Origin of the sequence: Pseudomonas sp. TREG-RG-20F-10-E-6-01 (assembly GCF_022662455.1) — a bacterium.
Classification (GTDB): domain Bacteria; phylum Pseudomonadota; class Gammaproteobacteria; order Pseudomonadales; family Pseudomonadaceae; genus Aquipseudomonas.
The window spans coordinates 470360-495212 of the sequence record NZ_JAKNQP010000003.1 but is presented as its reverse complement, the minus strand read 5'-3'; the positions used below and the strand labels follow the sequence as shown (position 1 = coordinate 495212).

At 60.9% G+C, this 24853-nt stretch carries 18 protein-coding genes; 13 read left to right on the top strand and 5 right to left on the bottom strand.

Features of this window, described 5'->3' with window-relative positions; translation table 11 throughout:
• Positions 1-110: 110 nt before the first annotated feature.
• The 11 genes from L8K08_RS12525 (at position 111) to L8K08_RS12475 (ending at position 14311) form a co-directional block, all read left to right on the top strand.
• Positions 111-1109 (top strand): alpha/beta hydrolase, encoded by a 999-nt coding sequence (locus tag L8K08_RS12525; protein ID WP_242197260.1) that lies wholly within the window; start codon positions 111-113, stop codon positions 1107-1109.
• A gap of 258 nt (positions 1110-1367) precedes the next feature.
• A complete protein-coding gene (locus L8K08_RS12520) occupies positions 1368-2648 on the top strand; it encodes an alkane 1-monooxygenase (protein WP_242197257.1) in 1281 nt (426 codons plus the stop codon).
• A gap of 135 nt (positions 2649-2783) precedes the next feature.
• Positions 2784-3278, top strand: coding sequence for an alkane oxidation protein activator PraA (praA, locus tag L8K08_RS12515; protein ID WP_119742801.1), 495 nt, complete (start codon positions 2784-2786; stop codon positions 3276-3278).
• A 134-nt stretch (positions 3279-3412) separates the two neighbouring features.
• Entirely contained in the window at positions 3413-3898 is a 486-nt protein-coding gene (praB, locus tag L8K08_RS12510) for an alkane oxidation protein activator PraB (protein WP_145164422.1), read from the top strand.
• 125 nt (positions 3899-4023) lie between these two features.
• A complete protein-coding gene (locus L8K08_RS12505) occupies positions 4024-4518 on the top strand; it encodes a hypothetical protein (RefSeq protein ID WP_145164420.1) in 495 nt (164 codons plus the stop codon).
• Between the two features lie 116 nt (positions 4519-4634).
• Positions 4635-6089, top strand: coding sequence for an outer membrane protein transport protein (locus L8K08_RS12500; RefSeq protein ID WP_242197253.1), 1455 nt, complete (start codon positions 4635-4637; stop codon positions 6087-6089).
• Between the two features lie 280 nt (positions 6090-6369).
• On the top strand, positions 6370-8895 hold the full coding sequence (locus L8K08_RS12495) for an acyl-CoA dehydrogenase (RefSeq protein WP_242197250.1): 2526 nt from the start codon (positions 6370-6372) through the stop codon (positions 8893-8895).
• A gap of 149 nt (positions 8896-9044) precedes the next feature.
• On the top strand, positions 9045-10388 hold the full coding sequence (locus L8K08_RS12490; protein WP_242197247.1) for a 3-oxoacyl-ACP reductase: 1344 nt from the start codon (positions 9045-9047) through the stop codon (positions 10386-10388).
• Between the two features lie 3 nt (positions 10389-10391).
• Positions 10392-11282 (top strand): MaoC/PaaZ C-terminal domain-containing protein, encoded by an 891-nt coding sequence (locus L8K08_RS12485; RefSeq protein ID WP_242197243.1) that lies wholly within the window; start codon positions 10392-10394, stop codon positions 11280-11282.
• Positions 11279-12577, top strand: a complete 1299-nt coding sequence (locus L8K08_RS12480) for an acetyl-CoA C-acetyltransferase (protein ID WP_242197240.1) — start codon at positions 11279-11281, stop codon at positions 12575-12577. The genes L8K08_RS12485 and L8K08_RS12480 overlap by 4 nt, the downstream gene beginning before the upstream one ends.
• Before the next feature lie 30 nt (positions 12578-12607).
• The gene (locus tag L8K08_RS12475) at positions 12608-14311 is read left to right on the top strand and encodes an AMP-binding protein (RefSeq protein WP_242197237.1); all 1704 of its coding nucleotides are present in this window, start codon (positions 12608-12610) and stop codon (positions 14309-14311) included.
• Between the two features lie 583 nt (positions 14312-14894).
• Here L8K08_RS12475 and L8K08_RS12470 read toward each other — a convergent pair.
• From L8K08_RS12470 to L8K08_RS12450, 5 genes are all read right to left on the bottom strand, one after another.
• Entirely contained in the window at positions 14895-15872 is a 978-nt protein-coding gene (locus tag L8K08_RS12470; protein WP_242197234.1) for a D-glycerate dehydrogenase, read from the bottom strand.
• Positions 15869-17167, bottom strand: a complete 1299-nt coding sequence (locus tag L8K08_RS12465) for an MFS transporter (protein WP_106577856.1) — start codon at positions 17165-17167, stop codon at positions 15869-15871. The genes L8K08_RS12470 and L8K08_RS12465 overlap by 4 nt, the downstream gene beginning before the upstream one ends.
• Positions 17168-17212: 45 nt before the next feature.
• A complete protein-coding gene (locus L8K08_RS12460; protein WP_242197231.1) occupies positions 17213-18154 on the bottom strand; it encodes a sugar kinase in 942 nt (313 codons plus the stop codon).
• A complete protein-coding gene (locus tag L8K08_RS12455) occupies positions 18147-18929 on the bottom strand; it encodes a sugar phosphate isomerase/epimerase (RefSeq protein WP_242197228.1) in 783 nt (260 codons plus the stop codon). The genes L8K08_RS12460 and L8K08_RS12455 overlap by 8 nt, the downstream gene beginning before the upstream one ends.
• An 87-nt stretch (positions 18930-19016) precedes the next feature.
• Positions 19017-20075, bottom strand: a complete 1059-nt coding sequence (locus L8K08_RS12450) for a LacI family DNA-binding transcriptional regulator (protein ID WP_347341001.1) — start codon at positions 20073-20075, stop codon at positions 19017-19019.
• Positions 20076-20466: 391 nt separating this feature from the next.
• Between L8K08_RS12450 and L8K08_RS12445 the strand changes: the two genes are divergently transcribed.
• On the top strand, positions 20467-22308 hold the full coding sequence (locus L8K08_RS12445; RefSeq protein ID WP_242197225.1) for a hypothetical protein: 1842 nt from the start codon (positions 20467-20469) through the stop codon (positions 22306-22308).
• Between the two features lie 132 nt (positions 22309-22440).
• A complete protein-coding gene (locus L8K08_RS12440) occupies positions 22441-24516 on the top strand; it encodes a hypothetical protein (RefSeq protein WP_242197221.1) in 2076 nt (691 codons plus the stop codon).
• Positions 24517-24853: the final 337 nt, after the last annotated feature.

Here is a 24853-nt window from a genome sequence, read left to right as displayed (position 1 = left end):
GACGGACGAGCACGGTATGCATGAAGTTAAGGTCCAGGGTGTGGACGATGGCTGAGGCCTAGATCAATACCGGTCAGGTCGCCAGCGGCAGGGAAGCAGAGGACCGAGCTATGGCTGTTGAATGGGTTGTCGCTGCGGGCGTGTTAGGAGTGGCGAGTGCGCTGTTGTGGGGCTTCAGTGCCTGGATGACGCGGCGTATAGAAGCCACTGTTCCGATCAACGGGCGCTTCGTCGAGGTCGATGGCGAGCGCTTTCATTATGTCGAGGAAGGCGCAGGCCCGCCGCTGGTGATGATTCACGGGCTGATGGGCAGCAGTCGCAACCTGACCTATGCCTTGTCCGCCCAGCTGCGTGAGCGTTTTCGCGTGATCACGCTGGACCGTCCGGGTTCGGGCTATTCCACCCGGCAAACGGGTACTGCGGCAGACCTGCCGGCCCAGGCTCGGCAAATCGCGGCCTTCATCAAAACCCTGGACCTGGATAAACCGCTGGTGCTGGGGCATTCCCTCGGCGGGGCGATTTCGCTGGCGCTGGCGCTTGACCATCCCCACGCGGTGTCCGGGCTGATCCTGGTGGCGCCGCTGACGCATCCCCAGCGTATGTTGCCGCCGGTGTTCCTGTCCCTGGCGGTGCGCCCGGCCTGGTTGCGACGGTGGATGTCACACACCCTGACCGTGCCCGTCGGCCTGCTGACCAGAGGCACGGTGGTGAAGGGCGTGTTCGCCCCAGATGCCGCGCCGTCAGACTTCGCCACGCGTGGCGGCGGGTTGCTGGGTATGCGTCCGGACAACTTCTACGCCGCCTCCACCGAGATCAATACGGTTAACGACCATTTGCCCGACATGGTCAAGCGCTACCCGCAACTGACCCTGCCAATCGGCCTGATCTATGGCGCGCGCGACAACGTGCTGGACTTTCACAAGCACGGCCAGGCCCTGGCAAGCAAAGTGCCCGGGCTGAAGATGCAGGTGGTGGACGGGCGTGGTCATATGCTGCCAATTACCGCCACAGAGCGCGTGGCTGCGCTGGTGGAGCAGGTGGCCAAGCGCGTTCGCCCACCGCAAAGCGCCAGCGTGCTGCACCCGCCATTTGCCTTGGCGAGCAAATAATGGTGTTACCCGACTCGCGGTACAACGGCGTCGATGCCTGCTTTAGACACCTGACCAAACGGCTGAAAAAGAGACTGGCCAGTCACGTCAAAAAGCCTTCGAGAAACTAGTTGACGACCTAACGATTCCGCGCTATTTATTTAAAAAAATTATTTCAATGTCTAATTTGAAACAATTTTTGAAGTGCCTAAGAGCGAATAAAATAATGAAAAAAACGCCTTTTATCGCATCTCCAAGCTGTCTCGTCCGGAGGCTGCCATGAACCAGACTCTGGTCACTTCCACCGTCTGGACCGACGGCAAACGTCATTTGTGGTGGCTGGGCATCATGCCCCTGGCGACCCCATTGCTCTCCGGCGCCCTGGCCATCACCACAGGCGTACAGCAATTGTGGTGGGTCGGCGTGCTGGTGATCTTCGGCTTGATTCCATTGATCGACGGCCTGCTCGGTGAAGACGTCAGCAACCCGCCAGAATCCGCCGTCAGCAACCTTGAATCGCAAAGCTACTACCGCTGGATCGTCTACACCGGCGTGCTGTTCGTGATCACCTCAGTGGTAGTGACCGGCTGGCTGGCCGCCGGTGGGATCGATTGGATCATTAACGGCGGCCTGCTCAATGCCACTGCAAGCCTTGATCCGTCGAGCTGGCTGGCGAAGACCGCAGCGTTTATTACCGCGCGCACCGAGTTGCACGGTGAGATCACTTGGTTCACCTACCTGGGCATGGCGCTGTCCACCGGCGCCGCCACCGGCATTGCAATCAACACCGCGCATGAGCTGGGGCACAAGCCCAAGCCGCTGGAAGTGTTCCTGGCCAAGGTCACCCTGGCGCCGACCTTCTACGGGCACTTCTACACCGAACACAACCGTGGCCATCACGTACGCGTGGCCACACCGGAAGACCCGGCCAGCTCACGTCTGGGTGAGAGTTTCTGGGCGTTCCTGCCGCGCTCGGTGTGGTTCAGCGCGGTGTCGGCCTGGAACCTGGAACGCGAACGCCTGCGCAAACTCGGCCTGCCGGCACTGCACTGGAAGAACGCCGTACTCGGCGCGTGGATGTATAGCGTGGTGTTGTGGGGCGTGATGATTGCCTGGCTCGGCGCGGCCGTGATTCCCTTCCTGATCATTCAGGGCATCTACGGGTTCTCGTTGCTGGAAGTGGTGAACTACGTCGAGCACTACGGGCTTAAACGCCAGAAGTTGCCCAACGGTCGCTATGAACGTTGCTCGCCGCGGCACTCGTGGAACAGTAACCGTATTGTCACCAATATCTTTTTGTTTCAACTGCAACGGCATTCCGATCACCATGCCAACCCCACCCGTAGTTATCAGTCATTGCGCCACTTTGATGAGTCGCCGCAACTTCCTTATGGTTACGCGAGCATGATTGTCTGGGCCTATGTGCCGTACTTGTGGCGACGTCGCATGGACCATCGTGTGTTGAATCATTACGCCGGCGATATCACCTTGACCAATCTTCAACCGTCACAACGTTTGAAGTATCTGGAGAAGTACAGCAACAGCGCCAAGCCGTTTTGAGGTGAAGTAACACAGCCGTGGGTGAACTCGGGATCTGTGTGTCGCGCAGGTTTTTATCGCCCCAAGGTTTATCAGTTTGATGGCAAGAAAGTTGTTTGACCCTACAACAATAACTTCAAGGGAAGGACGTACATAATGCACAGCCCTGCCACGTTCACCGCGCATATCATACTGGCCGCACTGGGCCTGATTGTTTACCACCAGGCTCAGGCCGCACGCATCGAGCCGGCCGGCAGCGCCTTTACTGCCCAGGGCCCGATCAGCTTTTCCAAGGGTGCGCTGATCAGCGCCGATTGCACCATCAAGGTGGCCGGCAAGGTCGCGGCCGATGGTTCATCGGTGAATGTCGATAAAGTTGAATTCGACGGCGGGCTTAAATGCAGCCGCGTCGAGGCCACCAACTTACCCTGGGTATTAGTTGCCAAAGACACCAAAAGCGGCTCCATGTCGAAGATCAGCGTCGATGTTCACGCCTTCGGCCTGGGCGGCAAGTGCGGGCCTTCTACGGCCGATGGCACGTGGGACAACGCCACCCGAAAGTTGGAAGCCACCAATGTTCCGATTGGCGAAGACTGCAAGATAAAAACGGTGTCGATCACGATGCCGCCGACCTTCAAAGTGGTCGAATAAACCGATTAAAAAGATGCAGCGGTAATTGAATTGAGATTTGGCTGGAAAGGGAAGTTCTGCAGTTTCACCGTGACCTCTCGATCATGGCCATTACCCCTGGCGAAATGACTCGCCATAACATGTGAGGAAAAACAATGAAAAGCTTGAAAACCCTCGTTTGTGCAACTTCTTTTGCTCTGTGCTTTGGCGCCGCTTCGATGGCCAGTGCGGCGTCCATCACCCCGGATGGTCCGTTCACGACCAACCCCGGCACCATCGTTGTGAAGTCGCCCTCGTCGTTCGGTGCGGCCGTAACCTGCGGCATCACCTTTACCGGCAACGTCAGCGGTGGCGTGGCGTCCATCAACGGTGCTTCGCTGACCGGCGGCGGTCTCTGCGCCTTGCCGACGCTGACCAACCTGCCTTGGGTGCTGACCGCTGCAACCGGCACCACCGGTACCGTGACCAACGTCGGCTACAAGATCACCTCGCTGCCTTCCACCAACTGCGGTCCTACCCCTATCGCTGTGGCGTGGACTGCGGCCAGCAAAACCCTGTCGGCCAGCAATCAATCGCTGAGTGGCAACTGCACCGTGGTGTCCCTGAGTGTTGTGGCGCCAACGCTGACGGTTAACCCGTAAGCGCGCACCTGCGTAAAGGGCTGATCACCCGTTGAAAGGCCGGTGCCTCGCGTGAGGCGCCGGCTGCGGGAAAACCACCGGCGGAGCCGGTTGGGTACGGTACTTATTGTCTGGGGAACATGACAATGCAAAGCCTTAAGAAAACGGCCCTCCTGGGTTCGATGTTATTCACCCTGGGCGCTGTCTCGTCCACTGCAGGCGCAGCCACCTTTGCCCCGGCGGGTGCTGCATTTACCGCCTCGGGCTCAATCGCCACCGCGGTAAAGCTGCTGGTGTTTACCCCGGTTCCATGCACGATGACACTCAGTGGCCAAGTCGCGGCGGACGGCTCAAGCGCATCGATCACCGGTGCCACGTTCACCGGTAATGCGCTGTGTGGTATTTCCGGCCCGTTGAACTTGCCGTGGACACTGGTGCCGACCAATGCCACCACCGCAACGCTTTCTGGCTTTACCGAAAAGTTTCCGTATGACAGCTGCCTGACGCCAAGTGTGCTGACCACACAATGGAGTGCCGCCGACGGCACGTTCAGCATTGCCGGCCCACACACGGTGAACGCCACCTGCAGGGTCACGGCCTTCAACTTCAAACCTTCACCTGCCCTCACGATTAATCCTTGAAAACATCAACGCTTTAGCGCGTGGGCGCGCACAACGTGAAACACGATCCCTGATCGAACGAACAGAAAGACGAGACGGCTGGGCCGGCTCAGAGTGATAACAATAAGGAGTGCCTCATGAATAATAAAAAACAACAGGTGCAGGCTTTACTGGGGTTGGCGTTGATGGGCGGGCTGATGGTAGCCGTGCCTGTGCAAGCCGGCGGTTTTTCCACGCCGACGTATGGCGCACCGGGCTGGGGGCGAGCGTTCGGCGGGGGTTCCTTGTTCAAGAACGACCCGAGTTCGGCGTTCAACAACCCGGCGGCAATGGCTTTTGTGGACCATAACGTTGCGCAAATGACCGTCGATTACGCGCGGATCAAGATCAAGTACAAAGGCCAGGCCAATGACTACCAGGGCAACCCGGTATCCAATACACCGTTTAACCCCGATGGTACCTTCGACCCCGCGCAGGCCGTGGTGAATAACAATGACGGCGGCCAGGGCGGGTTCACTGCATGGCTCCCCACCGGGTTTATGGTGATGCCGCTGGGTGATCGGTTTTCATTCGGTCTGGCCCAGGTCGTGCCGCAGGGCATGCGCACCACCTGGGATGAAGGCTCAAAGTTTCGTGACTTTGCAGTGGACACCAAGATTGAGACCGTAGGGTTGACCGGGTCCTTGTCGTTCAAGGTGCGCGATGACCTTTCCATCGGTGCCGGGATGATCGTTCAGCACAGTAAAGGCTTCGTCAGCCAGAATATCGATTTGCTCGCCGCCGCTGCCAACTCCAAGTCTGAATTGGGCGGCATTCCGTTCCCGGCTGGCCTGGGTACGTCGCTGATTCGGGTCAAAGTCGATAATACGTCGGTGGGTTGGTTCACGGGGGTGGTCTGGAAACCCACCGAGCAAGACAGCCTCGGTCTCAATTACCACGCCAAAATCAAGAACAAGATGGAGGGCAAGTACAATATTCGCGCCGACGCCTTCTCCTATCAGTTGATGACGGCCCCGAGCCCGTTCGGCGGTACCGGGACGATCCCGGAAGTGGCCTATCCGGGGCTGAAATTGATGCCCGACGGCGCCAATGCCAGTACTCAACTGGACATCCCGGCAACGGCGGGCCTGGACTGGGTGCACCAGTTCAATGACCGCCTGACCATGGGTGTGAGTGCGGTGTGGACCCAATGGTCATCCTTCAAGGACCTGACCCTCAAGTCCGACGGCAACACGATCGTTTCCATCCCCTACAACTACCGCGACTCCTGGATGTACTCCATTGGTGGCGATTTCAAAGCGACCGATGAGCTGACATTGCGTGCCGGTGTGGCGTCCGACCAGACGCCGACCCGCAACTCTACACGCGACCCGCGGATTCCGGACGGTGACCGGTACTTCCTGTCGCTGGGCGCAGGTTACGACGTCAAGGCGATTCCAGGCTTGACGCTGGATCTGGCGTATTCCCATCAGTTCGTGCAGGAGGTGAATCTCAAGACCAAGAACGTGGACCGATTGGGCGCCGCGAGCCTGGACGGTAAGGGCGAATCGTCCGGTGACGTAGTGGCTGTTTCGGCAACCTATGCCTTTTAAGTCCGTCACGCAGCGCCGAGGATAAGGGCGGCAAGCGCATCTTGGCGCCCTTGTTCAAAGGCTCTAGAGCGGGGGGTCGCCCTCGCGACGTGTGCAGCACCGCATTTTCTGATTCAACAGGCTGACGTGCTCAGCCTGGTTTTTTTTGCCAAGGCATTAAATAAAAATTTCAAAACAAAATTTGAATTTGTCTTTTCAAGTTTGTAGTGTGGCTTTACGCCGTCGCTCATTTCGAGCGGCCTGCGCATCGCCCATGCCCTGATTAGGTAGAGGTATCCCCATGGTTATCTGGTTATTAGTGGGTGTCGCAGCAGCGATTGCCCTGGCGTATCGACAAGCCGCCGCTGCGCTGTGGCTGGGCGTTGGCTTGATCTGGCTGGCGCTTGGTTACCTGTTCAACGTGGTCGCCGGTGTGGGCACCAGCGTTGCGGCGCTGCTGGTGGTGGTGCCCGCGCTGCTGCTGACGATCAAACCCTTGCGTCGCACGCTGTTGACCAGCAAGGCCTTGAGTCTGTTTCGTACGATCATGCCGGCCATGTCCGACACCGAACGCGCCGCCATCGAATCCGGCACCGTGTGGTGGGACGCCGAGCTGTTCAGCGGCAAACCCAATTGGGATCGCCTGCTCAACGCTGCGCCGGCCAGCCTCAGCGCCGAAGAACAAGCCTTCCTCGACAACGAGGTCGAAACCCTCTGCGACATCGCCAACGACTGGGAAACCACCCAGATCTGGCAGGACATGTCCCCCGAAGGCTGGCAGTACACCAAGGACGCCGGGTTCCTGGGCATGATTATTCCCAAGCAATACGGCGGCAAAGGCTTCTCCCACTACGCGCATTCCCAGGTGGTGATGAAGCTGTCGACACGCTGCTCGGCGGCGGCGATTTCGGTGATGGTCCCCAATTCCCTGGGCCCGGCGGAATTGCTGCTGCATTACGGCACCGATGCCCAACGCAATTACTACTTGCCCCGCCTGGCGCGAGGCGAAGACATCCCGTGCTTTGCCCTGACCAGCCCGTATGCGGGCTCTGATGCCGGCGCAATTCCGGACGTGGGCGTCGTCTGCAAAGGCCTGCACGAGGGCGAGCAAGTGCTGGGTTTCAAAGTGACCTGGGACAAGCGCTACATCACCCTTGGCCCCATCGCGACGGTGCTGGGCCTGGCGTTTCGCGCCGAAGACCCGGAGGGTTTGCTGGGCAAGGCGGGCTCGCTGGGCATCACCTGCGCGTTGATCCCAACGTCTCACCCAGGCGTCAACAGCGGTCGTCGTCACTGGCCTCTGAACGCGGTATTCCAGAACGGTCCCACCACCGGCAAGGATGTGTTCATTCCCCTGGAATGGGTGATCGGCGGCCGCGAACAGGTCGGTAACGGCTGGCGCATGCTGATGGAATGCCTGGCAGCCGGGCGGGCGATTTCTCTGCCCTCGGCCAACGTCGGCCTGGGCAAAGTCGCGGTACGCGGCACCAGCGCCTACGCGGCGATGCGCAAGCAGTTCGGCCTGCCCATCGGCAAGTTCGAAGGCGTGCAGGCGCCGCTGGCGCGCATGGCCGGGCATTTGTATGCCTGCGACGCGGTGCGCAAGGTCTCGGTGGCGTCGCTGGATGCCGGCGAAAAACCTTCGGTGATCTCGGCCATTGCCAAGTACCACGTCACCGAGCGCGCGCGGATCATCGTCAACGACGGCATGGACATCGTCGCCGGCAAAGGCATCTGCATGGGCCCCAACAACTTCCTGGCCCGTGCCTACCAGCAAAGCCCGATTGCGATCACCGTGGAGGGGGCGAACATCATGACCCGCTGCCTGATCATCTTTGGCCAGGGGCTGATTCGCTGCCATCCGTACGTATTCCGCGAAATGGAAGCCGCGCGTAACCCAGACCGGCGCCAGGCGCTGGAAGCCTTCGACCGCGCGATGTTCGGCCATGTGAGCTTTGTCGTCGCCAATGCCGTACGCGCCGGGGTGCATGCGCTGACGGGTGGGCGGCTGCTTTCTGCACCGGCCAAGACCGAGCCGGCGCTGGTGTCCTACTACCGCCAGGCCAATCGGCTGTCGGTGGTGCTGGCCTTGATCTCGGATGTGTCCATGGGTGTGCTCGGGGGTGCACTCAAGCGCAAGGAAAGTATCACCGGGCGTCTGGGCGATATTCTGTCGCAGTTGTACATCCTGTCCTGCGTGCTCAAGCGCTTTGAGGACGACGGCCGGCCCCAGGCCGACCTGCCGCTGGTGCACTGGGCCGCCCAGGATGCGCTGTTACGTGCGCATGAAGCGCTGGCCGAAGTGCTCGATAACTACCCCTCGAATGCCGCTGCGGCAGTGGTGCGTGGCTTGAGTTTTCCGTTCGGTATTCCCCTGCGCAAACCGTCGGATCGCTTGCTGGCCCAAGTCGCCGAGGTGGTGCAGACGCCAGGTGAAACCCGCGACCGCCTGTTGGCCAATTCCTACATCCCGCGCCCGGAAATCGACAAGCTGGCCTACGGCGAATTGGGCTTGCGCCTGTTGCCGCAGGTGGAGCTGATCGACGCTCGCCTCAAGTCGGCCGTCAAGCAAGGCCTGATCGAACCGATGCCGATTTCCGCCACTGCGTTCAGCGGCTGGCGCGTGAAGGCGCGGACGCTGGACCTGATCAGCGACGAGGAAGACACCTTGCTCGGCCGCTATGTGGAATACGCCGACCACGGCATCCAGGTCGATGATTTCCCGCAGGACTTTGGTTTGCTCGAGGCGTTGCAGCAGCGCAAACAAGCGTTGGAGCCGAGCGCCAAACGTCGCACACCCCAAAGCGAAAACGCCTCGGTCAACTAGGAGAAACACGATCAAGGTGGGAGCGGGCTTGCCTGCGATGGCAGCGCCTCGGTGCCTGTGAACGACCGAGTCGTCTGCAGCGCAGGCAAGCCAGCTCCCACCGGCATCGGGTTTATAAAGCCAGTGTGTGTTGTGAGTGAATGCTTACTATGAGTGACAGCTACCTTTCCTTCGTCAACTCCCCTTGGGGCCGGCGCCTTGCCCGGGCCATCGGCCTGCCGCAGCCGTTGCCGTTGCAGCGCCATCGCAGCGGCCAACAGGGCCTGGTCAACCCGGTCATCGTCGCCGGGGCAGGGCGGCTATCCACGCAGGTGCAACAGATTTTTGCCGCCACCGACACCGTCGCGGCCACGCCGGCGACGCTGCGGGCGCCGTCCACGGTCAAGGTGCAGGGCGCGGTGTTCGATGCCACGGCGGTGCTCGATTCGCAGCAGCTCGACGAGCTCTATGTCTTCTTCCACGCCAACGCCAAGCGCCTCAGTCAGCATGGCCGCGTGGTGGTGCTCGGCACTGCGCCCGAACATTGCCGGGACTTGCCCCAGGCCATCGCCCAACGCGCCCTCGAAGGCCTGGTGCGCTCACTGGCCAAGGAACTGCGCCGGGCGATTACCGTGCAATTGATCTATGTCGCGCCGGGCGCCGAAGACGCCCTGGACAGCAGCCTGCGGTTTTTTCTGTCGCGCCGTTCGGCCTATGTGTCCGGGCAGGTCGTGCGCCTGGATAAACCGGTGGATGGCGAGGTTGCCGTCAACTGGGATAAGCCGTTTGTTGGGCGCCGCGCATTGGTCACCGGCGCGTCGCGTGGGATTGGTCTGGCCATCGCCCAAGTGCTGGCCCGCGACGGCGCCCACGTGGTGTGTGTGGACGTGCCCCAAGCCCATGCAGCGCTGCAGCAGGCCGCCGCCAGTGTCAACGGTTCGGCCTTGCCGCTGGACATCACCGCGGCCGACGCGGCCGCGCTGTTGCAGGCACATGTCGAACAGTACGGCGCTTTCGATGTGGTGGTGCACAACGCCGGGATCACCCGTGACAAGACCATTGCCAAAATGACTGAGGCGGCCTGGCGCAGTGTGCTGGCGGTCAACCTGGAAGCACCGTTGCAGTTGAGCAATGCCTTGCTGCACCACCAGGGGTTGAACCCGGGCGGGCGAATTGTGTGCGTGTCGTCGATCTCTGGCATTGCCGGCAACCTGGGGCAAAGCAATTACGCCACCTCCAAGGCCGGTGTGATTGGCTTGGTGCACGGCCTGGCACCGTTGGCGGCAGCGCAGCAGGTCACGGTCAACGCCGTTGCGCCCGGTTTTATCGAGACACAGATGACCGCCAGGATTCCACTGATGATCCGCGAGGCGGGGCGGCGCATGAACTCGATGTCCCAAGGCGGGCAACCAATTGATGTGGCCGAGACCATTGCCTGGCTGGCGCACCCGGCGTCCGGCGGGGTCAACGGCGAAGTCGTACGCGTGTGCGGCCAAAGCCTGCTGGGAGCCTGAGCCATGGACTACGTGACCCAAATCATCGACCCGCCACCGTCGCGCACCCAGTTGTTGCTCGATGGCGTGCGCGCGCTGCGCAAACCCAAGCTTGAGGGTGCGCCGTTGCTGCCCAGGGAATGCCTGGTGCGTTCGGCGGTGGCGCTGTCGGCCAGCGCTATCGCCGCGTATGGCCACGCCTGTGGTTTCCGGCGCGAGCAGGGCGTGCCGCTGTCCTATCCGCACGTGCTGGCGTTCCCTTTGCACCTGATGCTGCTGACACGGCCGAGCTTTCCGTATCCGGCCAGCGGCATGGTGCACCTGGCCAATCGGATTCATCAGCACCAGCGTTTGCACGAAGGCCAGGCGTTGCGCCTGGAAGTATGTTGCGAGCGCTGGGTGGCGCACCCCAAAGGCCAGGCGCTGATTATCGCCACGCGGGCCTACGGCGCCGACGCGCTGGTGTGGCAGAGCGACAGCCTGTACCTGCGCCGTGACGTGAAAGACCCGGTCGGCGAACCGTGGGAAGACGTGCTGACGTTGCAGGAAGACGGGCTGTTGCGCAGCCAGCGCTGGGCAGTGCCGGCCGACCTGGGCCGGCGTTTTGCCGAGGTGTCGGGGGACTTCAACCCGATTCACACCTCGGTGATCGGCGCCAGAATCTTTGGCTTTCGCCGCGCCATCGCCCACGGCATGTGGACCCTGGGCCGCGCGCTCGCCGCTCAGCAACCGCCGGGCGGCCTGGAACACGCCCAGGCGCATTGCGACTTCAAACTGCCGATCTTCCTGCCCGGCCAGGTCACCCTGTGGAATCGCCCCGTGACCGGCCCGCGCCGTGAGTTCGAAGTGCGCAATGCGGCGGGCGATAAACCGCATATGCGTGGGCTTTTTGTCTGGAATGAGAACCGTCAATGAGTGATTACAGCTTCAACCCGGCCCCGACTCGCCGCGTGGCGATTATCGGCGGCAACCGTATCCCGTTTGCCCGCTCCAACAGCGTGTACGCCCACGACAGTAATCAGGACTTGCTGGTTGCCGCCCTGCAAGGCCTGGTTGACCGCTACAACCTGCATGGCCAGCGCCTGGGCGAGTTTGCCGCGGGGGCGGTGATCAAGCATTCGCGCGATTTCAACCTGGCGCGCGAGTCGCTGCTGTCGACCACATTGTCGCCCGAAACCCCCGCGTACGACGTGCAACAAGCCTGCGGCACGGGCCTTGAAGCGGCGTTGCTGGTGGCGAATAAAATCGCCCTGGGCCAGATCGACGTCGGCATTGCCGGCGGTAGCGACACCACCTCGGACGCGCCCATCGGCATCAACGAATCCCTGCGCCACACCTTGCTCGCGGCCAACCGCGCCAAGGGCATGGGCGATAAGCTCAAGGCGTTGCTGAAGGTGCGCCCGTCGATGTTGTTCAAGCCGTTGCTGCCGCGCAATGGCGAGCCACGCACCGGCCTGTCGATGGGTGAGCACTGTGAAGAAATGGCCAAGCGCTGGCAGATCAAGCGGCTGGCCCAGGATGAGTTGACCCTGACCAGCCACCAGCGCCTGGACGCCGCTTACGCCCGTGGTTTTTTCGACGATCTGATCAGCCCTTATCGCGGCCTTGCGCGCGACAACAACCTGCGGGCTGACACCAGCCTTGCGAAACTCGCCGGTCTATCCCCCGCCTACGACCGTCAGAACGGTACGCTCACGGCGGGCAATTCCACGCCGCTGACCGATGGCGCTTCGGTGGTGCTGTTGGCCAGTGAGGCCTGGGCTGCCGAACACGGCTTGCCGGTACTGGCCTACCTGCGTACCGGCGAAACAGCGGCGGTGAATTTTGTCGACGGCACCGAAGGCCTGTTGATGGCCCCGGCCTATGCCGTTCCACGCATGCTCAAGCGTGAAGGCCTGAGCTTTGCCGACGTTGACTTCTTCGAGATTCACGAAGCGTTTGCCGCCCAGGTGCTGTGCACGCTCAAGGCCTGGGAAGACGCCGATTACTGCCGTGAGCGCCTGGGCCTGGACGCACCGCTGGGCGCCATCGACCGCAGCAAAATGAACGTCAACGGTGGTTCGCTTGGCTGTGGCCACCCGTTCGCCGCCACCGGTGGCCGGCAGTTGGCGGCACTGGCCAAAACCATCCATGACAATGGTGGCGGGCGCGGCTTGATTTCGATCTGCGCGGCGGGCGGGCTGGGTGTTACGGCCATCGTCGAAAAGTAGTGCGATAAAAACAACAACAAGGAGACTGCCATGAACGCTGTAAGCCTGGAACGTACCGAACGGATCTGGTTGAACGCTTACCTGCCCGGCGTGCCGGCGGACATCGAGGCCGGTATCGAGGAGTACCCGTCGCTGCGCGAGGTGTTCCTTGAGCACCTGGAGAAGTTTCGCGAGCGCGTCGCCTACGTCAGCATCGGCACCGAAATGACCTATGCCGACTGGCGGGTGCAAGGCATCGCGTTTGCCGCGTGGCTGCAGGGTCAGGGCGTGAAGAAGGGCGACCGCGTGGCCTTGATGATGCCCAACTGCTTGCAGTACCCGATCTGCCTGTTGGGCACCATCCTGGCCGGCGCGGTGGTGGTCAACGTCAACCCGCTGTACACCTCCCATGAGCTCAAGCATCTGCTCAAGGACAGCGGCGCCGAAACCGTGGTGATTTTCGAAAACTTCGCCCACACCCTGGAAAAGGTCGTGGCCGGCAGCAGCGTCAAGCGCGTGGTGGTGGCGGCCATTGGCGACTTGCTGGGCACCTTCAAGGGCGCGGCGATGAATTTCATCCTGCGCCGTGTGCAAAAGCAGGTGCCCGGTTTTAACCTGCCCGGCGCGGCGCGCTTCAATCGGGTGCTGAAACAGGGGCGGGCGCTGAATCACTTCCCGGTGGCCATGAACCTCGACGACCTGGCCTTTTTGCAATACACCGGCGGCACCACCGGGGACGCCAAGGGTGTGATGCTCAGCCACCGCAATATCATCGCCAACCTGTTGCAGGCCAAGGCCTGGGTCGGCGACCAGCTGGACCAGGACCAGCAGGAAACCAACGTCACCTTGCTGCCGCTGTACCACATCTTTTCGCTGACGGTGAACTGCCTGATGTTCATGTGCCTGGGCGGGCGCAACATCCTGATCGCCAACCCGCGTGATGTGAAACGCGTGCAGATGATCCTGCGCAAGGAGCGCTTCAACGGCATTGCCGGGGTCAACACGCTGTTTAATGGCTTGCTCGAAAACAAAGCGTTCTGCGCCCGCGACTTTTCCGCCCTGCGCCTGGTGATCGCCGGCGGCATGGCCACGCACACGGCGGTGGCCAAGCGCTGGAAAGAAGTCACCGGGCTGCCGATCATCGAGGGCTATGGCCTCACCGAGTGCTCGCCGGTGGTGAGCATCAGCCCGATCAATATCGCCCGCATGCGCGAGATGGAGTTCACCGGCAGCATTGGCGTACCGCTGCCCTCGACCTGGGTGCGTTTTATCCGCGAGGACGGTGAACTGGCCGACACCGGTGAGCAAGGCGAACTGCAAGTGCGCGGGCCGCAGGTGATGCAGGGTTACTGGAAGCGCCCCAGGGAAACCGCCGAGGTGCTGGATGCCGAGGGCTGGCTGTCGACCGGTGATATCGGCGTGATGGACGAGCGCGGCTATATCCGCCTGGTGGACCGCAAGAAAGACATGATTCTGGTCTCGGGCTTCAATGTGTACCCGAATGAAATCGAAGACGTGGTGGCCATGCACCCGGGCGTGGGTGAGGTGGCGGCGGTCGGTGTGGAAGATGGCGTCACTGGCGAAAGGGTGAAGATCATCGTAGTGCGCAAGGACCCGAACCTCACGCAGGAGCAGATCCTCGCCCATTGCCGCGAATACCTGACGGGTTACAAAGTGCCGCGGTATGTGGAGTTCCGCACTGCCGAGCTGCCCAAGACCACCGTCGGCAAAGTGCTGCGCCGGGCCTTGCGCTGACTTGAATGTGTCGACGATCCAAATGTGGGAGCGGGTTTACACAACAAGCTAGGTTGGATGAACACGGTCAATGTGGGAGCGGGCTTGCCCGCGAATGCAGTGTGTCGGATTGCACATGCGGCACTGACCCACCGCCATCGCGGGCAAGCCCGGCTCCCACAGCGATTGGGTTTACACAGCAAGCTACGTTGGATGAACACAGTCAATGTGGGAGCGGGCTTGCCCGCGAATGCAGTGTGCCGGATTGCACATGTGGCACTGACCCACCGCCATCGCGGGCAAGCCCGCTCCCACAGAGATTGGGTTTACACAGCAAGCTACGTTGGATGAACACGGTCAATGTGGGAGCGGGCTTGCCCGCGAATGCAGTGTGTCGGATTGCACATGCGGCACTGACCCAACGCCATCGCGGGCAAGCCCGCTCCCACCTTTTGAAGTGCAGTGCACCAGGTAGCGGGTGTACTCGGTCACATGTGGGAGCTGGCTTGCCTGCGAAGGCATCCACTGGGTACAGCTGATGTACCGAGGGGTCTGCATCGCAGGCAAGCCAGCTCCCACTTTGGGTCTGTGCAAGTCTCGGGAATCAGTGTTTCCAGGCAGCCGGGTTCACCAGGTTTTTCGGGCGGTCGCCTGCCAGCGCCGCCAGCAGGTTGTCCACTGCACATCGGGCCATCGCTTCGCGTGTTTCATGGGTCGCCGAGCCGATGTGCGGCGTGGCCACCACATTGTTCAAGCGCAACAGGGGCGAGTCGTGGTTCAACGGCTCACGCTCGAACACATCCAAACCCGCTGCCCGAATCGTGCGTTGCTGCAGCGCCTGAACCAGCGCCGCCTCGTCCACCACTTTGCCGCGCGAGATGTTGATAAAGATCGTCTCCGGGCCCATCAGTGCAAACTCCTCAGCGCCGATCAGCTTCTCGGTTTCGGCAGTCAGCGGCAAGGTCAGGCAGACAAAGTCAGCTTCCTTGAGCAAATCCACCAGGCTGCGGTACTGCGCGCCGAAGCGTTCTTCTACCAACGGCTTGGGCGAGTGGCTGTGGTAGATCACCGGCATGCCAAAACCAAAATGCCCGCGTTGGGCCAAGGCTTCGCCGATGCGGCCCATGCCGATGATGCCGAGGGTTTTGCCATGCACGTCGGTGCCGAAATGGGACGGGCCGATGTTCTTGCTCCATTGGCCGGCCCGCACCATGTCGGCCAGCTCCACCACCCGGCGCGCGGTGGCCAGGATCAGCGCAAAACCGGTATCGGCGGTGGTTTCGGTGAGCACGTCCGGCGTGTTGCTGAGCAGGATGCCGCGTTGGGTCAGGTAGTCGATGTCGTAGTTGTCGACACCCACCGAGACGCTGGCCACCGCTTCAAGGTGTGGCGCCAGGTCGAGCAGCTTGGCGTCCAGGCGCAGGCTGGCACCCAGCAGGCCCTGGGCGCGGGGCAAGGCCTCGCGCAGCTTGGCCAGGCCGGGTTCGTCGAGGGCTTCGATCAGCGTGACGTCGGCCTGCTCATGCAGGCGGGCCATCAAGGGCGCAGAGAGTTTCTTGTATAAAACGACAGACTTTTTCATCGGGTTTTCACCTTCAATCCAAGGGTCGGCATCGGCGCGCGTTCACGGTCGCTGGCGCCGGGCTTGAGGAAAATCGTCAGCACCACCGACAGCATCAGCGCACCGCTCATCAGCAGGTACGAAGCGCCAGGCGAACCGGTGGTGCTGTTGAGGTAACCCACCAGGTACGAACCGCCGAACGAGCCCAGCGCGCCCATGCTGTTGATCAGCGCCATGGCGCCGCCGGCGACGTTGGCCGGCAGGATCTCCGGCACGATGGCAAAGAACGGCCCGTAGGGCGCATACATGCAGGCGCCGGCGATGACCAGCAGGCTGTAGGACCACCAGAAGTGTTCGGCGCCCAACGCGTAGGAGGCGTAGAACGCAATGGAGGCAATCAGCAGGGGTGGCCACACAAAGCGTTTACGTTTTTGCAGTTTGTCCGAGCCCCAGGACACCGCGAGCATGCCGATCACCGCCGCCAGGTAAGGCAACGCTGACAGCCAGCCGGCTTCGACCATGTCCATTTGCAGGCCGGCCTTGAGGATCGACGGCAGCCACAGCACAAAGCCGTAAACGCCGATGCTCCAGCAGAAAAACTGCAGCGCCAGGATGATCACTTTGGGCGAGCGGAAGGCCTCGGCGTAGTTCTTCACCGCCTTGATCCCGACTTGCTCGGCGGCCAGCGCGCTTTCCAGGTCTTTTTTGTGCTGCTCACTCAGCCACTTGGCGTCGGCGGGTTTTTCATCCGCCAGCTTCCACCAGATAAACGCCCAGATCACCGCCGGTATGCCTTCGATGATAAACATCCAGCGCCAGCTGAAATGCTGCACCAGATAGCCCGACACCACTGACATCCACAGCATGGTCACCGGGTTGCCGAGGATCAGGAAGGTATTGGCGCGCGAGCGTTCGGCCCGCGTGAACCAGTGGCACAGGTACACCAGCATCGCCGGCATCACGGCGGCTTCGACCACCCCGAGCATGAAGCGAATGGCGATCAGCATGTAGGCGTTGGACACCACGCCGGTCAGGGTGGCAAGGCCGCCCCAGAGGATCAGGCTGACAAAAATCAGCTTTTTAACGCTGCGTTTCTGCGCGTAAATCGCCCCCGGCACCTGGAAGAAAAAGTAGCCGAGGAAGAACAGCGCGCCCAGCAGCGAGGACATGCCGGGGGTGATCATCAGGTCTTCGGCCATCCCGGAGGCGGCGGCGAAGCCGTAGTTGGCGCGGTCCAGGTACGCCAGGCTGTAGGTGATAAACACGATAGGCATGATGTACCACCAGCGGCGGGTGGCGAGTTTCAAGGTATCCATGGAGTTGCTCCTGAGCTTGTTGTAGTTGTGGCAACAGGGTGTAAGTCATGCAACGGATCGAGTGGGTAACTCCGCACGGGTGGGCAAACCTTCCATGTCGCCGCGGCTCTGCACGGCGCGGCTGCCGATCCAGTTGCCGCGCTGTACCGCTTCGGGGAAGCTGAGGTTTTCCAACAGGGCGCTGATCATGCCGACGGCAAAACCATCGCCGGCGCCGACGGTGTCGACGACTTTTTCCACCGGCACGGCGGCAACGAAGCCCTGGTCCATCTGGGTGCGGTAATAGGCGCCGTCCGGCCCGAGCTTGATGGCCACGGCCTCGGCGCCCTGGTCGAGGTAGAACGCGGCGATGTCCGCCGGGTCTTCAAAGCCTGTGAGCAAGCGACCTTCGCTCAAACCCGGCAAGACCCAATCCGCCATGGCGGCAAGGGCGTTGATTTCGGCGATCATCTGCGCCTGGCTGGCCCATAACGTTGGGCGCAGGTTGGGGTCGAACGACACGCTGTGCCCGGCTTTGCGCATCTGTGTCATCAACTCGCGGGACAGCTCACGGGTGGCCTCGGACAACGCCGGCGGAATGCCGGTGGCGTGCAGGTGACGCGCCTGCAGCAGCGTGGGGCTGATGGCGGCGATGGACAGGTGGCTGGCCGCCGAGCCTTTGCGGAAGTATTCCACCTGAGGGTCTGCGCCGGCCTCTTCGCGGGACTTGAACTGAAAGCCGGTGGGGTGCAAGGGATCGACCGCCACATGCCGACAATCCAGGCCTTCCTTTTTCAGGGTGTCGACCACAAAACGCCCGAGGGAATCATTCCCCACCCGGCTCAGCCAGGCCACATTGAACCCCAGGCGCGACAGGCCAATGGCGACATTGCTGTCGGCGCCGGCAATGCGTTTGTGGAACTGAGCCACCTGGGCCAGATCGCCGGTCTGCTCGGCGACAAACATCGCCATGGTTTCACCAAACGACAGGATATCGATCTCAGACATGGGCATTCTCCGCACGCGGTTGGCCAAGGACGGCGAGGGCGGCGACCTGTTGCGCGGTGACCTCGATCAGGTCACCACCCTGCAACGGGAATTCCACGGCCCGGGTAATACCTTGAGTCATATGCTTGAGCAGTTGTTCCCACAGATGCAGGTCGGTGGCGCCGGGCGGCAGGGCCACCAGCTTGCCATCCTGGCGCCGGGCCACGGCCTTGCAGTGCAGGTAATCCACGTGCCGACCGAGCAAACGTGCCGCGGTGAGGGCGGACTGGTCCTGCCATTGCCAGTTGCCGATGTCGAACGTCATCTTGACGGGCAGGCCCAGGCGCTCGACCTCGGTGAAGAACCGCTGCATCGGCTCGATCCGTCCGCCGTGCAGGGTCTGGTCGTTTTCCACCAGCAGTTGCACCGGGTGCCGGTTGAGCAGGGCGTGCAGGCTTTGCAGGTCGTTGGTGTCGGTGAAGTAGCCGAGGGAGACTTTCAGCCAGCGCGCGCCGAATGCCTGGGCGCGTTCCAAGGTGTCATTCAGCTCGGGGTTGGGCTGGGCGCGGCCGGCCACCCACAGTTCCAGCGGCGAGGAGTACACCGATTCCAGGCCATGCGCGGCCGCAGCCTGGGCCAGTGTGGCCGGGTGTTCGGTGGTCAGCAGTTCTTCACGCCATTCGATGCGTTGGGCGCCGGCAGCGCTCAGCACGTCGACAAAACTCAGTTGGCCCTGTTGGCGAACGAGCTCGGCGCCGTAGCTGGAAAGGCTGATGGAGACGGGGTATTTGTGCATTGTTGTTTACCTCTGAAACCGGTTTCATTTTTATACGCAAAACAATATGAGAGCGAGGCTTGCCGGCGATGGCGGTGTGTCAGGCGACTACGGCTTCGCCTGGTAAACCGTCATCGCAGGCAAGCCAGCTCCCACAAGGGATTGTGTGGAACCACGGATGATTAATTCCGGCAAAAAATCCAGGGTGCGCGTGGGCGCGTCATCGCCGCGCAGGCGTTTGAGCAGGCAGTCGAAGGCACTGGCGCCGATCGCTTCAGTAGGCTGGGCGAGGGCGGTAATGCCATTGCCCACCAGCGGGTACCAGTCCAGATCATCCAGGGCGATCAGGCCGACATCCTCAAACAGCCGGCAGCCTGAAGCCTTGAGCGCACGGGTACAGGCCAGCGCGGCAATACCGTTGGCGCAGAACAGCGCTTTCGGGCCGGGCGTGGCAAGGAAGGCTTGCAAGCGGCTTTGCAGCGCGTCGTCCAGTTCCAGCACCGCGCCGGTCAGCCCTGGGCGGCTGGCGATCTCGGCCTTGAAACTGGCCTGGCGCTCCAGGCGTGAACTGGTGCCATCGGCAGCTTCGCTGACCAGCAACACGTCGCGATAACCCTGCTGTTGCAAATGTTCGACGGCGATGCGCACCGCTGCGGCGTTGTCCAGCCCCACCAGGTCGCTGTGCAATGGCTCGACCTTGCGGTCCACCAGCACCAGCGGCATTTCCTGCTGCAGTTGCAGCAGTTGGTCAAGGTGATGGCCGAGGGTGTTCACGATCAGCCCTTCGATGTTGTACGAGCGCAGGGCTGCCAAATGCTGGCGCTCCTGCTCGTCATCGCGGTCGGTGTTGCACACCACCAGGCTGTAGCCGTGCTTGCGGCAGGCGGTTTCGACGCCATGCATCACGGCAATGGAATAGGGGTTGCGGATATCGGCCACCAGCATGCCGATCAGGCGTGTGCGCCCACGTTTCAAACCACGGGCCATCTGGTTGGGGCGGTAGCCAAGTTCGCTGATGGCCTGTTCGATACGCTGCGCGATGGCGTCGGAGAGCAGGGCGCGGTCATCACCGATAAAGCGCGACACGCTGGCTTTGGACACACCGGCGCGCTCGGCAACGTCAAGCATGGTCACGCGGCTGCGCTGGGCGGCGGAAAATGGAGTCACGATTACGGGCCTTTCTTATTGGAGTTAGCCGTTTCACCGCCTGAGACAGGCTCTGAAACCGGTTTCATAAAATGCCAGGCGGCGCCTTTCGTCAAGGAATATTTAGAAATAGACGCGTGCACAACGCTGAAAAAAACGACGAGTGGATGGGCCTACCTGTTAGTTCTGACAGTATCCGTGCGCAGGCTTTAGGCGTTTAATTTTTCCATGGCAGGCGCGAAGACCTTGCTCTCGTGACTCGCCGTGCTGAAACTTTTCCTGAGGCCGGAACATGTCAACTATCCGAAAGCCCTACACGCGTTCCCGGCCTTTAACCAAACTGGCTGTCATTGGCGACGGCTTGGATCCCGTTACGGTCCCAGGTGTTGTGACCACCGACGGCAGAGGGGTTGTGCCGCTGCAACTGCTGCTCAGCCCGTTGAAGGTGCGTATCCCCGCCTGGGAGCCGATGCCAACGCCTGCTGTCCCGGGTGACCCGGCAGATCCGGTGCATACGTGTGAACTTTGGTGGGAGAGCGATGATGGCATCAGGCTTCTCGACCGGTTCCTGATCGGGCCGCCACCACCGGATATTCCGGCGTTTTTTGAGCGTGAAATCAGCATGCTCAACCTGCGCAGCCGCACTCGAATTGCACGCCTTTACTACACCGTCCGCAACGTCGGCGGGCAGAGCACCAGTTTGCCAGTGACGATCACGATCGACCTGGAACCGCCAAAATTGATCGCCCCGACGGACATGGCACGCTTTGTCGTGCCGCCAGAGCCGGCGATCAACGCCCAGTATTTGACCGACAATCAGCCCACGGCTTTTTACATTCCGGTCTACAACATCGGGGCGCCCAATGACCGTATTGAATTCTTTTTATCCAATTCGCCCGCGCCGCCGTTGAAGCTGGCGGACGGCGGCTCGCTGGTAAATTTCAGCACCACGCCCCCCACGGCAACCTTGAACTCAGATGCGTTTCGCGACCTGAACAATGGCCCTGGGTACCTGTTCTATCGAATTTATGACGAGACCGGCAATTTCAGCACGTTGAGCAGCGGGCTGCCTTTTGTGCTGTCCCTGGGGCTGCCCGCGCCGAGCATTCGTCCTCCGATCTACAACGATGAGTTGATCAAGCGCAATGACGCTCGCGTGGATGAAGGCGGCGGGGTGTTCGTGCGCATAGACAGCTACCCGGGCTGGTCCGCCGCGGCCAGGCATGAAGTGATTGTGTATTGGGATGACCGGCCAACCACGCGCCGCCTGGTGACGCAATTGCCGTTCGACGTGGACATCCCCTGGACGGTACTCAGGGGGCCGAGTCCGGCTCTGGCGGCACAGACCGTAGCGGTGCGCTATGAAATCTACGGGCTCAACCCTTTGCCGACGTCGTCCAAGTCGCTTTCCGTCAATGTGAACCTGACGATCGCCGGCCAGGATCACGCCAATGCACCGGCATTGCTGAACCCGACATTGGCGCCGGTGGAAATTGTGGGCCGCACAGGCACCAACACACTGGTTGATGCGGACCGAGGTTACCCCGTGCGCGTGCGAGTGCGGCTGTTTGATACGCCCCGTGTGGGCGACTCGATGAGCCTGTACTGGAACGGGGTGGGCCCGGTGGCCACCTATGCTGTGAGCGCCGCTGATAGTGCCGGTAGCTGGGTGTTTTTCAGCGACGTGCCGTGGTCCGTGATCAGTGGCGGCACTGGCGCGGTGTACGCGGTGCATTACACCACCACGAACGGCTTTAACGAGCAACGCTCCCCCGTGACCAATGTGAATACCCAGCTTGTCCCACTGCCTGCACCGGTTATACAGCACACGCTGACCAATGGTTACTTGACCTGCAGTTCGCAAACCAACCCGGTTAACGGCGTGCCCTGGTCAATGTTGAAAGATGGCGTGCGATGGTTAATAACGCCCAACTCCGCGTTACGGGTGGGCGACATGATCAAGTTTGTGTGGCAAGGCTTCAATGAGAATAACTGGAGCACATTAAATACAAGCGTTGTCGTCACTCGGTCACTGTTATGGGAGCCCGCACATACAGTCGCCGGTGCAGTTATTGTTCTGGATTCGTTTGATATGACGCTGCTGCCGGTGCGCAAGTACGGATCGGCGACCGGCAGTTATGAAGTATGGCGTGAGGGTGTGAAAGTTGGCGAGTCACTCCCTGGGCGAGTCAGAGTTGATTTGACCTACGGTACAGGTCGGTATTGTTCTGCGAATGGAATCGTGTCGGGTTGAATCATCGGTGTGTGTCATGTGTGCATTAGGTATTTGGCTTTTTACGGTAAGGCTTCGTGGTGGATAAACAAAGTTTATTCACTTGGCGAAGCGCATTTTGGTCTTAGCGGTTCAACTGTCCGGAGCAAGATAATGGAACTTACAAACAGACAAATCATAGATGCTTTTGTACCTAGGGCGCCCTCCGATTACACGCCCGAAAGATTTCAACTTGGCGTGTTTGCTGACCAAGTGATTGGATACACGGGGTTGCTGACGCGTGCGGCTTCAAAAGGACAGTCCACCAATTTGAATATTCCCCTGTGGGACGGCGCAAGTACCGACCCTGCGGCGATGGATGTATTAACTGTCGAGATTGCTCCGTACCTGGATCTGAGTGGTTTGGATGTAGAGGCCGAAGATGCCTATTTCGGCTCCAGCAGCACCCGGTTTCAACGCCGATTGACAAGTCAACCCGATCCAGTGCCGGTGGCAATACCGCAAGCCTATCGTCCCCCTGGTGTGTATTTGGTCAGGTACCGGGTGCTCATCGCCGACTCGGGCGTCGATAACTTTTCAGTCCCGCAGCTGCTGGTCGTCGACGAGACGTCTCCCTACGACCGCCCCCGCGTCAATCCGCCGGAACCCTCGCTGCCGGTGGGCTTGGTCGGGCCTCTGGACCTTGCCTATATTCAGAGTCAGCCAAACCAGACGGCGCTGTTTCCGATTCCCTATGATGCGCAAAACGGGTTATCCGATGGCGATTACGTCGAAATGTTTTTCGGCTCTTCGGATAAGCCTTACGCGTTTGCGCCGCCTAACCCGGAAACAAAATTCCGGATTGATCCGGCTGTGCCCCTGACGCTTCCGTTGCCGGCGAGTGTTGTCGCGGCTGAACGCAGGGGCAACTTCAGTATGCGCTACCGCCTGTTTGACGTGGCCGGCAACCCCTCCGAGCTCTCGTACAGCCTGGACCTGGCAGACCTGGCGCAGGCGCCATTGCCCACCGAGTTTTCTGCGCCAACGGTTGAACTGGCAGTGCCCGGCGACGGCCTGATTGACCGTGCTGATGTGGTGTCGGGAGGCGGCGTGCGAGTGCTGGTTCCCAGCTACACGAATGCGCTGCGCCCCACCGATGAAATCGTCGTTACGCTGAGCTCAGCGTTCGCCTCCATTCCGGTCACGGTGGCGCTGGGCACCACTGCATTCCCGGTGCCGGCTCTGTTCACTGCGGCCAATGTAGATACGCTGTACGGGCCTCAAACACCCGGCAAGAACCGGGTGCCTGTGACGGCTTCGTACGTCGTGCGTCGCGGCGCAACCACCTATCCGACGCCGCCTTTGGAAACACCGTTCGATCTGGACCTGTCTATCGTTGGGCCTGTGGGGCCGGTGATCGTGGGGCCTGGGAACTTGAATCCCAACCTGTCGCCAGTGGTGGTCCAGGCGATGCGCGCCGGGGGCACATTCGGGCCTGATAACCATCTGGAGGCTGATGACGTAAATCTGGCAGCAAGGGCTCGGATCCCATTGTGGACGACGCCCGCATTGCCCGCCGACTCACTGCCGTTCACAGTGACCTTGAATTATGGTGGCCGTCTGCAAGCGCAGAATGTCGTGACCCTGCCTGCCAGTGGATTCGTGGATTTCACCATTCCCTTCAGTGACATCAGAAACTTGGGCGGCCCTACGCAGTTGGCGTCTTACACCATCACGTCGGCGGCCAGTGCAAACCCGAGTGTGTCGGTCAATACAACGGTGATCGTCGACTCTGTCATTTTGCGAATGGAAGCGCCGAGAGTCCTTAATAATACCGGTACGCTGAACTGCGACACGCTGAGGCCGATTAACAGCGGCAGACTGGTTATTCATATTCCAGGCTCGGATTATTTGAGCGCGGGGCAACTTATAAACGTGACGTTCGTCGGGTTCCAGAATAATACCCAGACACCACCGTCCGTGGTCACCGAGTCTCGAACTTTTACAGTGCCCGACGCCTCGGCTGCCAGTATTGGATGGGACCTTACATTTGACGTAAGTTCTACGGTCTTGTTTAACCCGATCAACGCCAACCGCTCGTTGTTGACCCAAGGTTCGGCAACAGTAACCTTTGATACTCAATATCTGGGGCAAACAGTGCCTTCGCTTCCCGCCAATTATCGTGTGCGGGGTTTCCGTCCCGGCACGGGAAGTTCCAACTATTGTGCCGGCGGCGTGGTGCCCGCTTAGTTTTAAATACAGGGGTAGTTACCAAAGAGGGGCGGCATCCTCTTTGGTACTCCCAACTTTGTATTGATTACTTTAAAGGCGCAGAGGGTGCCAAAGCCTCACAGCAGCTGTTGATTTTTATCAGATTGATTGGGAGAAATCCTACAGATTTTAAGCGAGTGCTCGTCAATCATGGCGCCGCTTAATGGGCTGGGCCCCACCAGATTTGGAACCCGCCCTATTGTTTCGTGCAGGAACTAGAGGTTCATTATATGTCGGCAGTATTTAACTTCAAACCAACACCCTTGAGCCTTGCGTTGTCAGCCCCGGCCGTCACGTTAATGTTCCTGGTGGCTCC

Bases quoted from the DNA above. Each gene is read 5' to 3' on its own strand.
- L8K08_RS12525 (WP_242197260.1), top strand. From the start codon at position 111: ATGGCTGTTGAATGGGTTGTCGCTGCGGGCGTGTTAGGAGTGGCGAGT.
- L8K08_RS12520 (WP_242197257.1), top strand. From the start codon at position 1,368: ATGAACCAGACTCTGGTCACTTCCACCGTCTGGACCGACGGCAAACGT.
- praA (WP_119742801.1), top strand. From the start codon at position 2,784: ATGCACAGCCCTGCCACGTTCACCGCGCATATCATACTGGCCGCACTG.
- praB (WP_145164422.1), top strand. From the start codon at position 3,413: ATGAAAAGCTTGAAAACCCTCGTTTGTGCAACTTCTTTTGCTCTGTGC.
- L8K08_RS12505 (WP_145164420.1), top strand. From the start codon at position 4,024: ATGCAAAGCCTTAAGAAAACGGCCCTCCTGGGTTCGATGTTATTCACC.
- L8K08_RS12500 (WP_242197253.1), top strand. From the start codon at position 4,635: ATGAATAATAAAAAACAACAGGTGCAGGCTTTACTGGGGTTGGCGTTG.
- L8K08_RS12495 (WP_242197250.1), top strand. From the start codon at position 6,370: ATGGTTATCTGGTTATTAGTGGGTGTCGCAGCAGCGATTGCCCTGGCG.
- L8K08_RS12490 (WP_242197247.1), top strand. From the start codon at position 9,045: ATGAGTGACAGCTACCTTTCCTTCGTCAACTCCCCTTGGGGCCGGCGC.
- L8K08_RS12485 (WP_242197243.1), top strand. From the start codon at position 10,392: ATGGACTACGTGACCCAAATCATCGACCCGCCACCGTCGCGCACCCAG.
- L8K08_RS12480 (WP_242197240.1), top strand. From the start codon at position 11,279: ATGAGTGATTACAGCTTCAACCCGGCCCCGACTCGCCGCGTGGCGATT.
- L8K08_RS12475 (WP_242197237.1), top strand. From the start codon at position 12,608: ATGAACGCTGTAAGCCTGGAACGTACCGAACGGATCTGGTTGAACGCT.
- L8K08_RS12470 (WP_242197234.1), bottom strand. From the start codon at position 15,872: ATGAAAAAGTCTGTCGTTTTATACAAGAAACTCTCTGCGCCCTTGATG.
- L8K08_RS12465 (WP_106577856.1), bottom strand. From the start codon at position 17,167: ATGGATACCTTGAAACTCGCCACCCGCCGCTGGTGGTACATCATGCCT.
- L8K08_RS12460 (WP_242197231.1), bottom strand. From the start codon at position 18,154: ATGTCTGAGATCGATATCCTGTCGTTTGGTGAAACCATGGCGATGTTT.
- L8K08_RS12455 (WP_242197228.1), bottom strand. From the start codon at position 18,929: ATGCACAAATACCCCGTCTCCATCAGCCTTTCCAGCTACGGCGCCGAG.
- L8K08_RS12440 (WP_242197221.1), top strand. From the start codon at position 22,441: ATGGAACTTACAAACAGACAAATCATAGATGCTTTTGTACCTAGGGCG.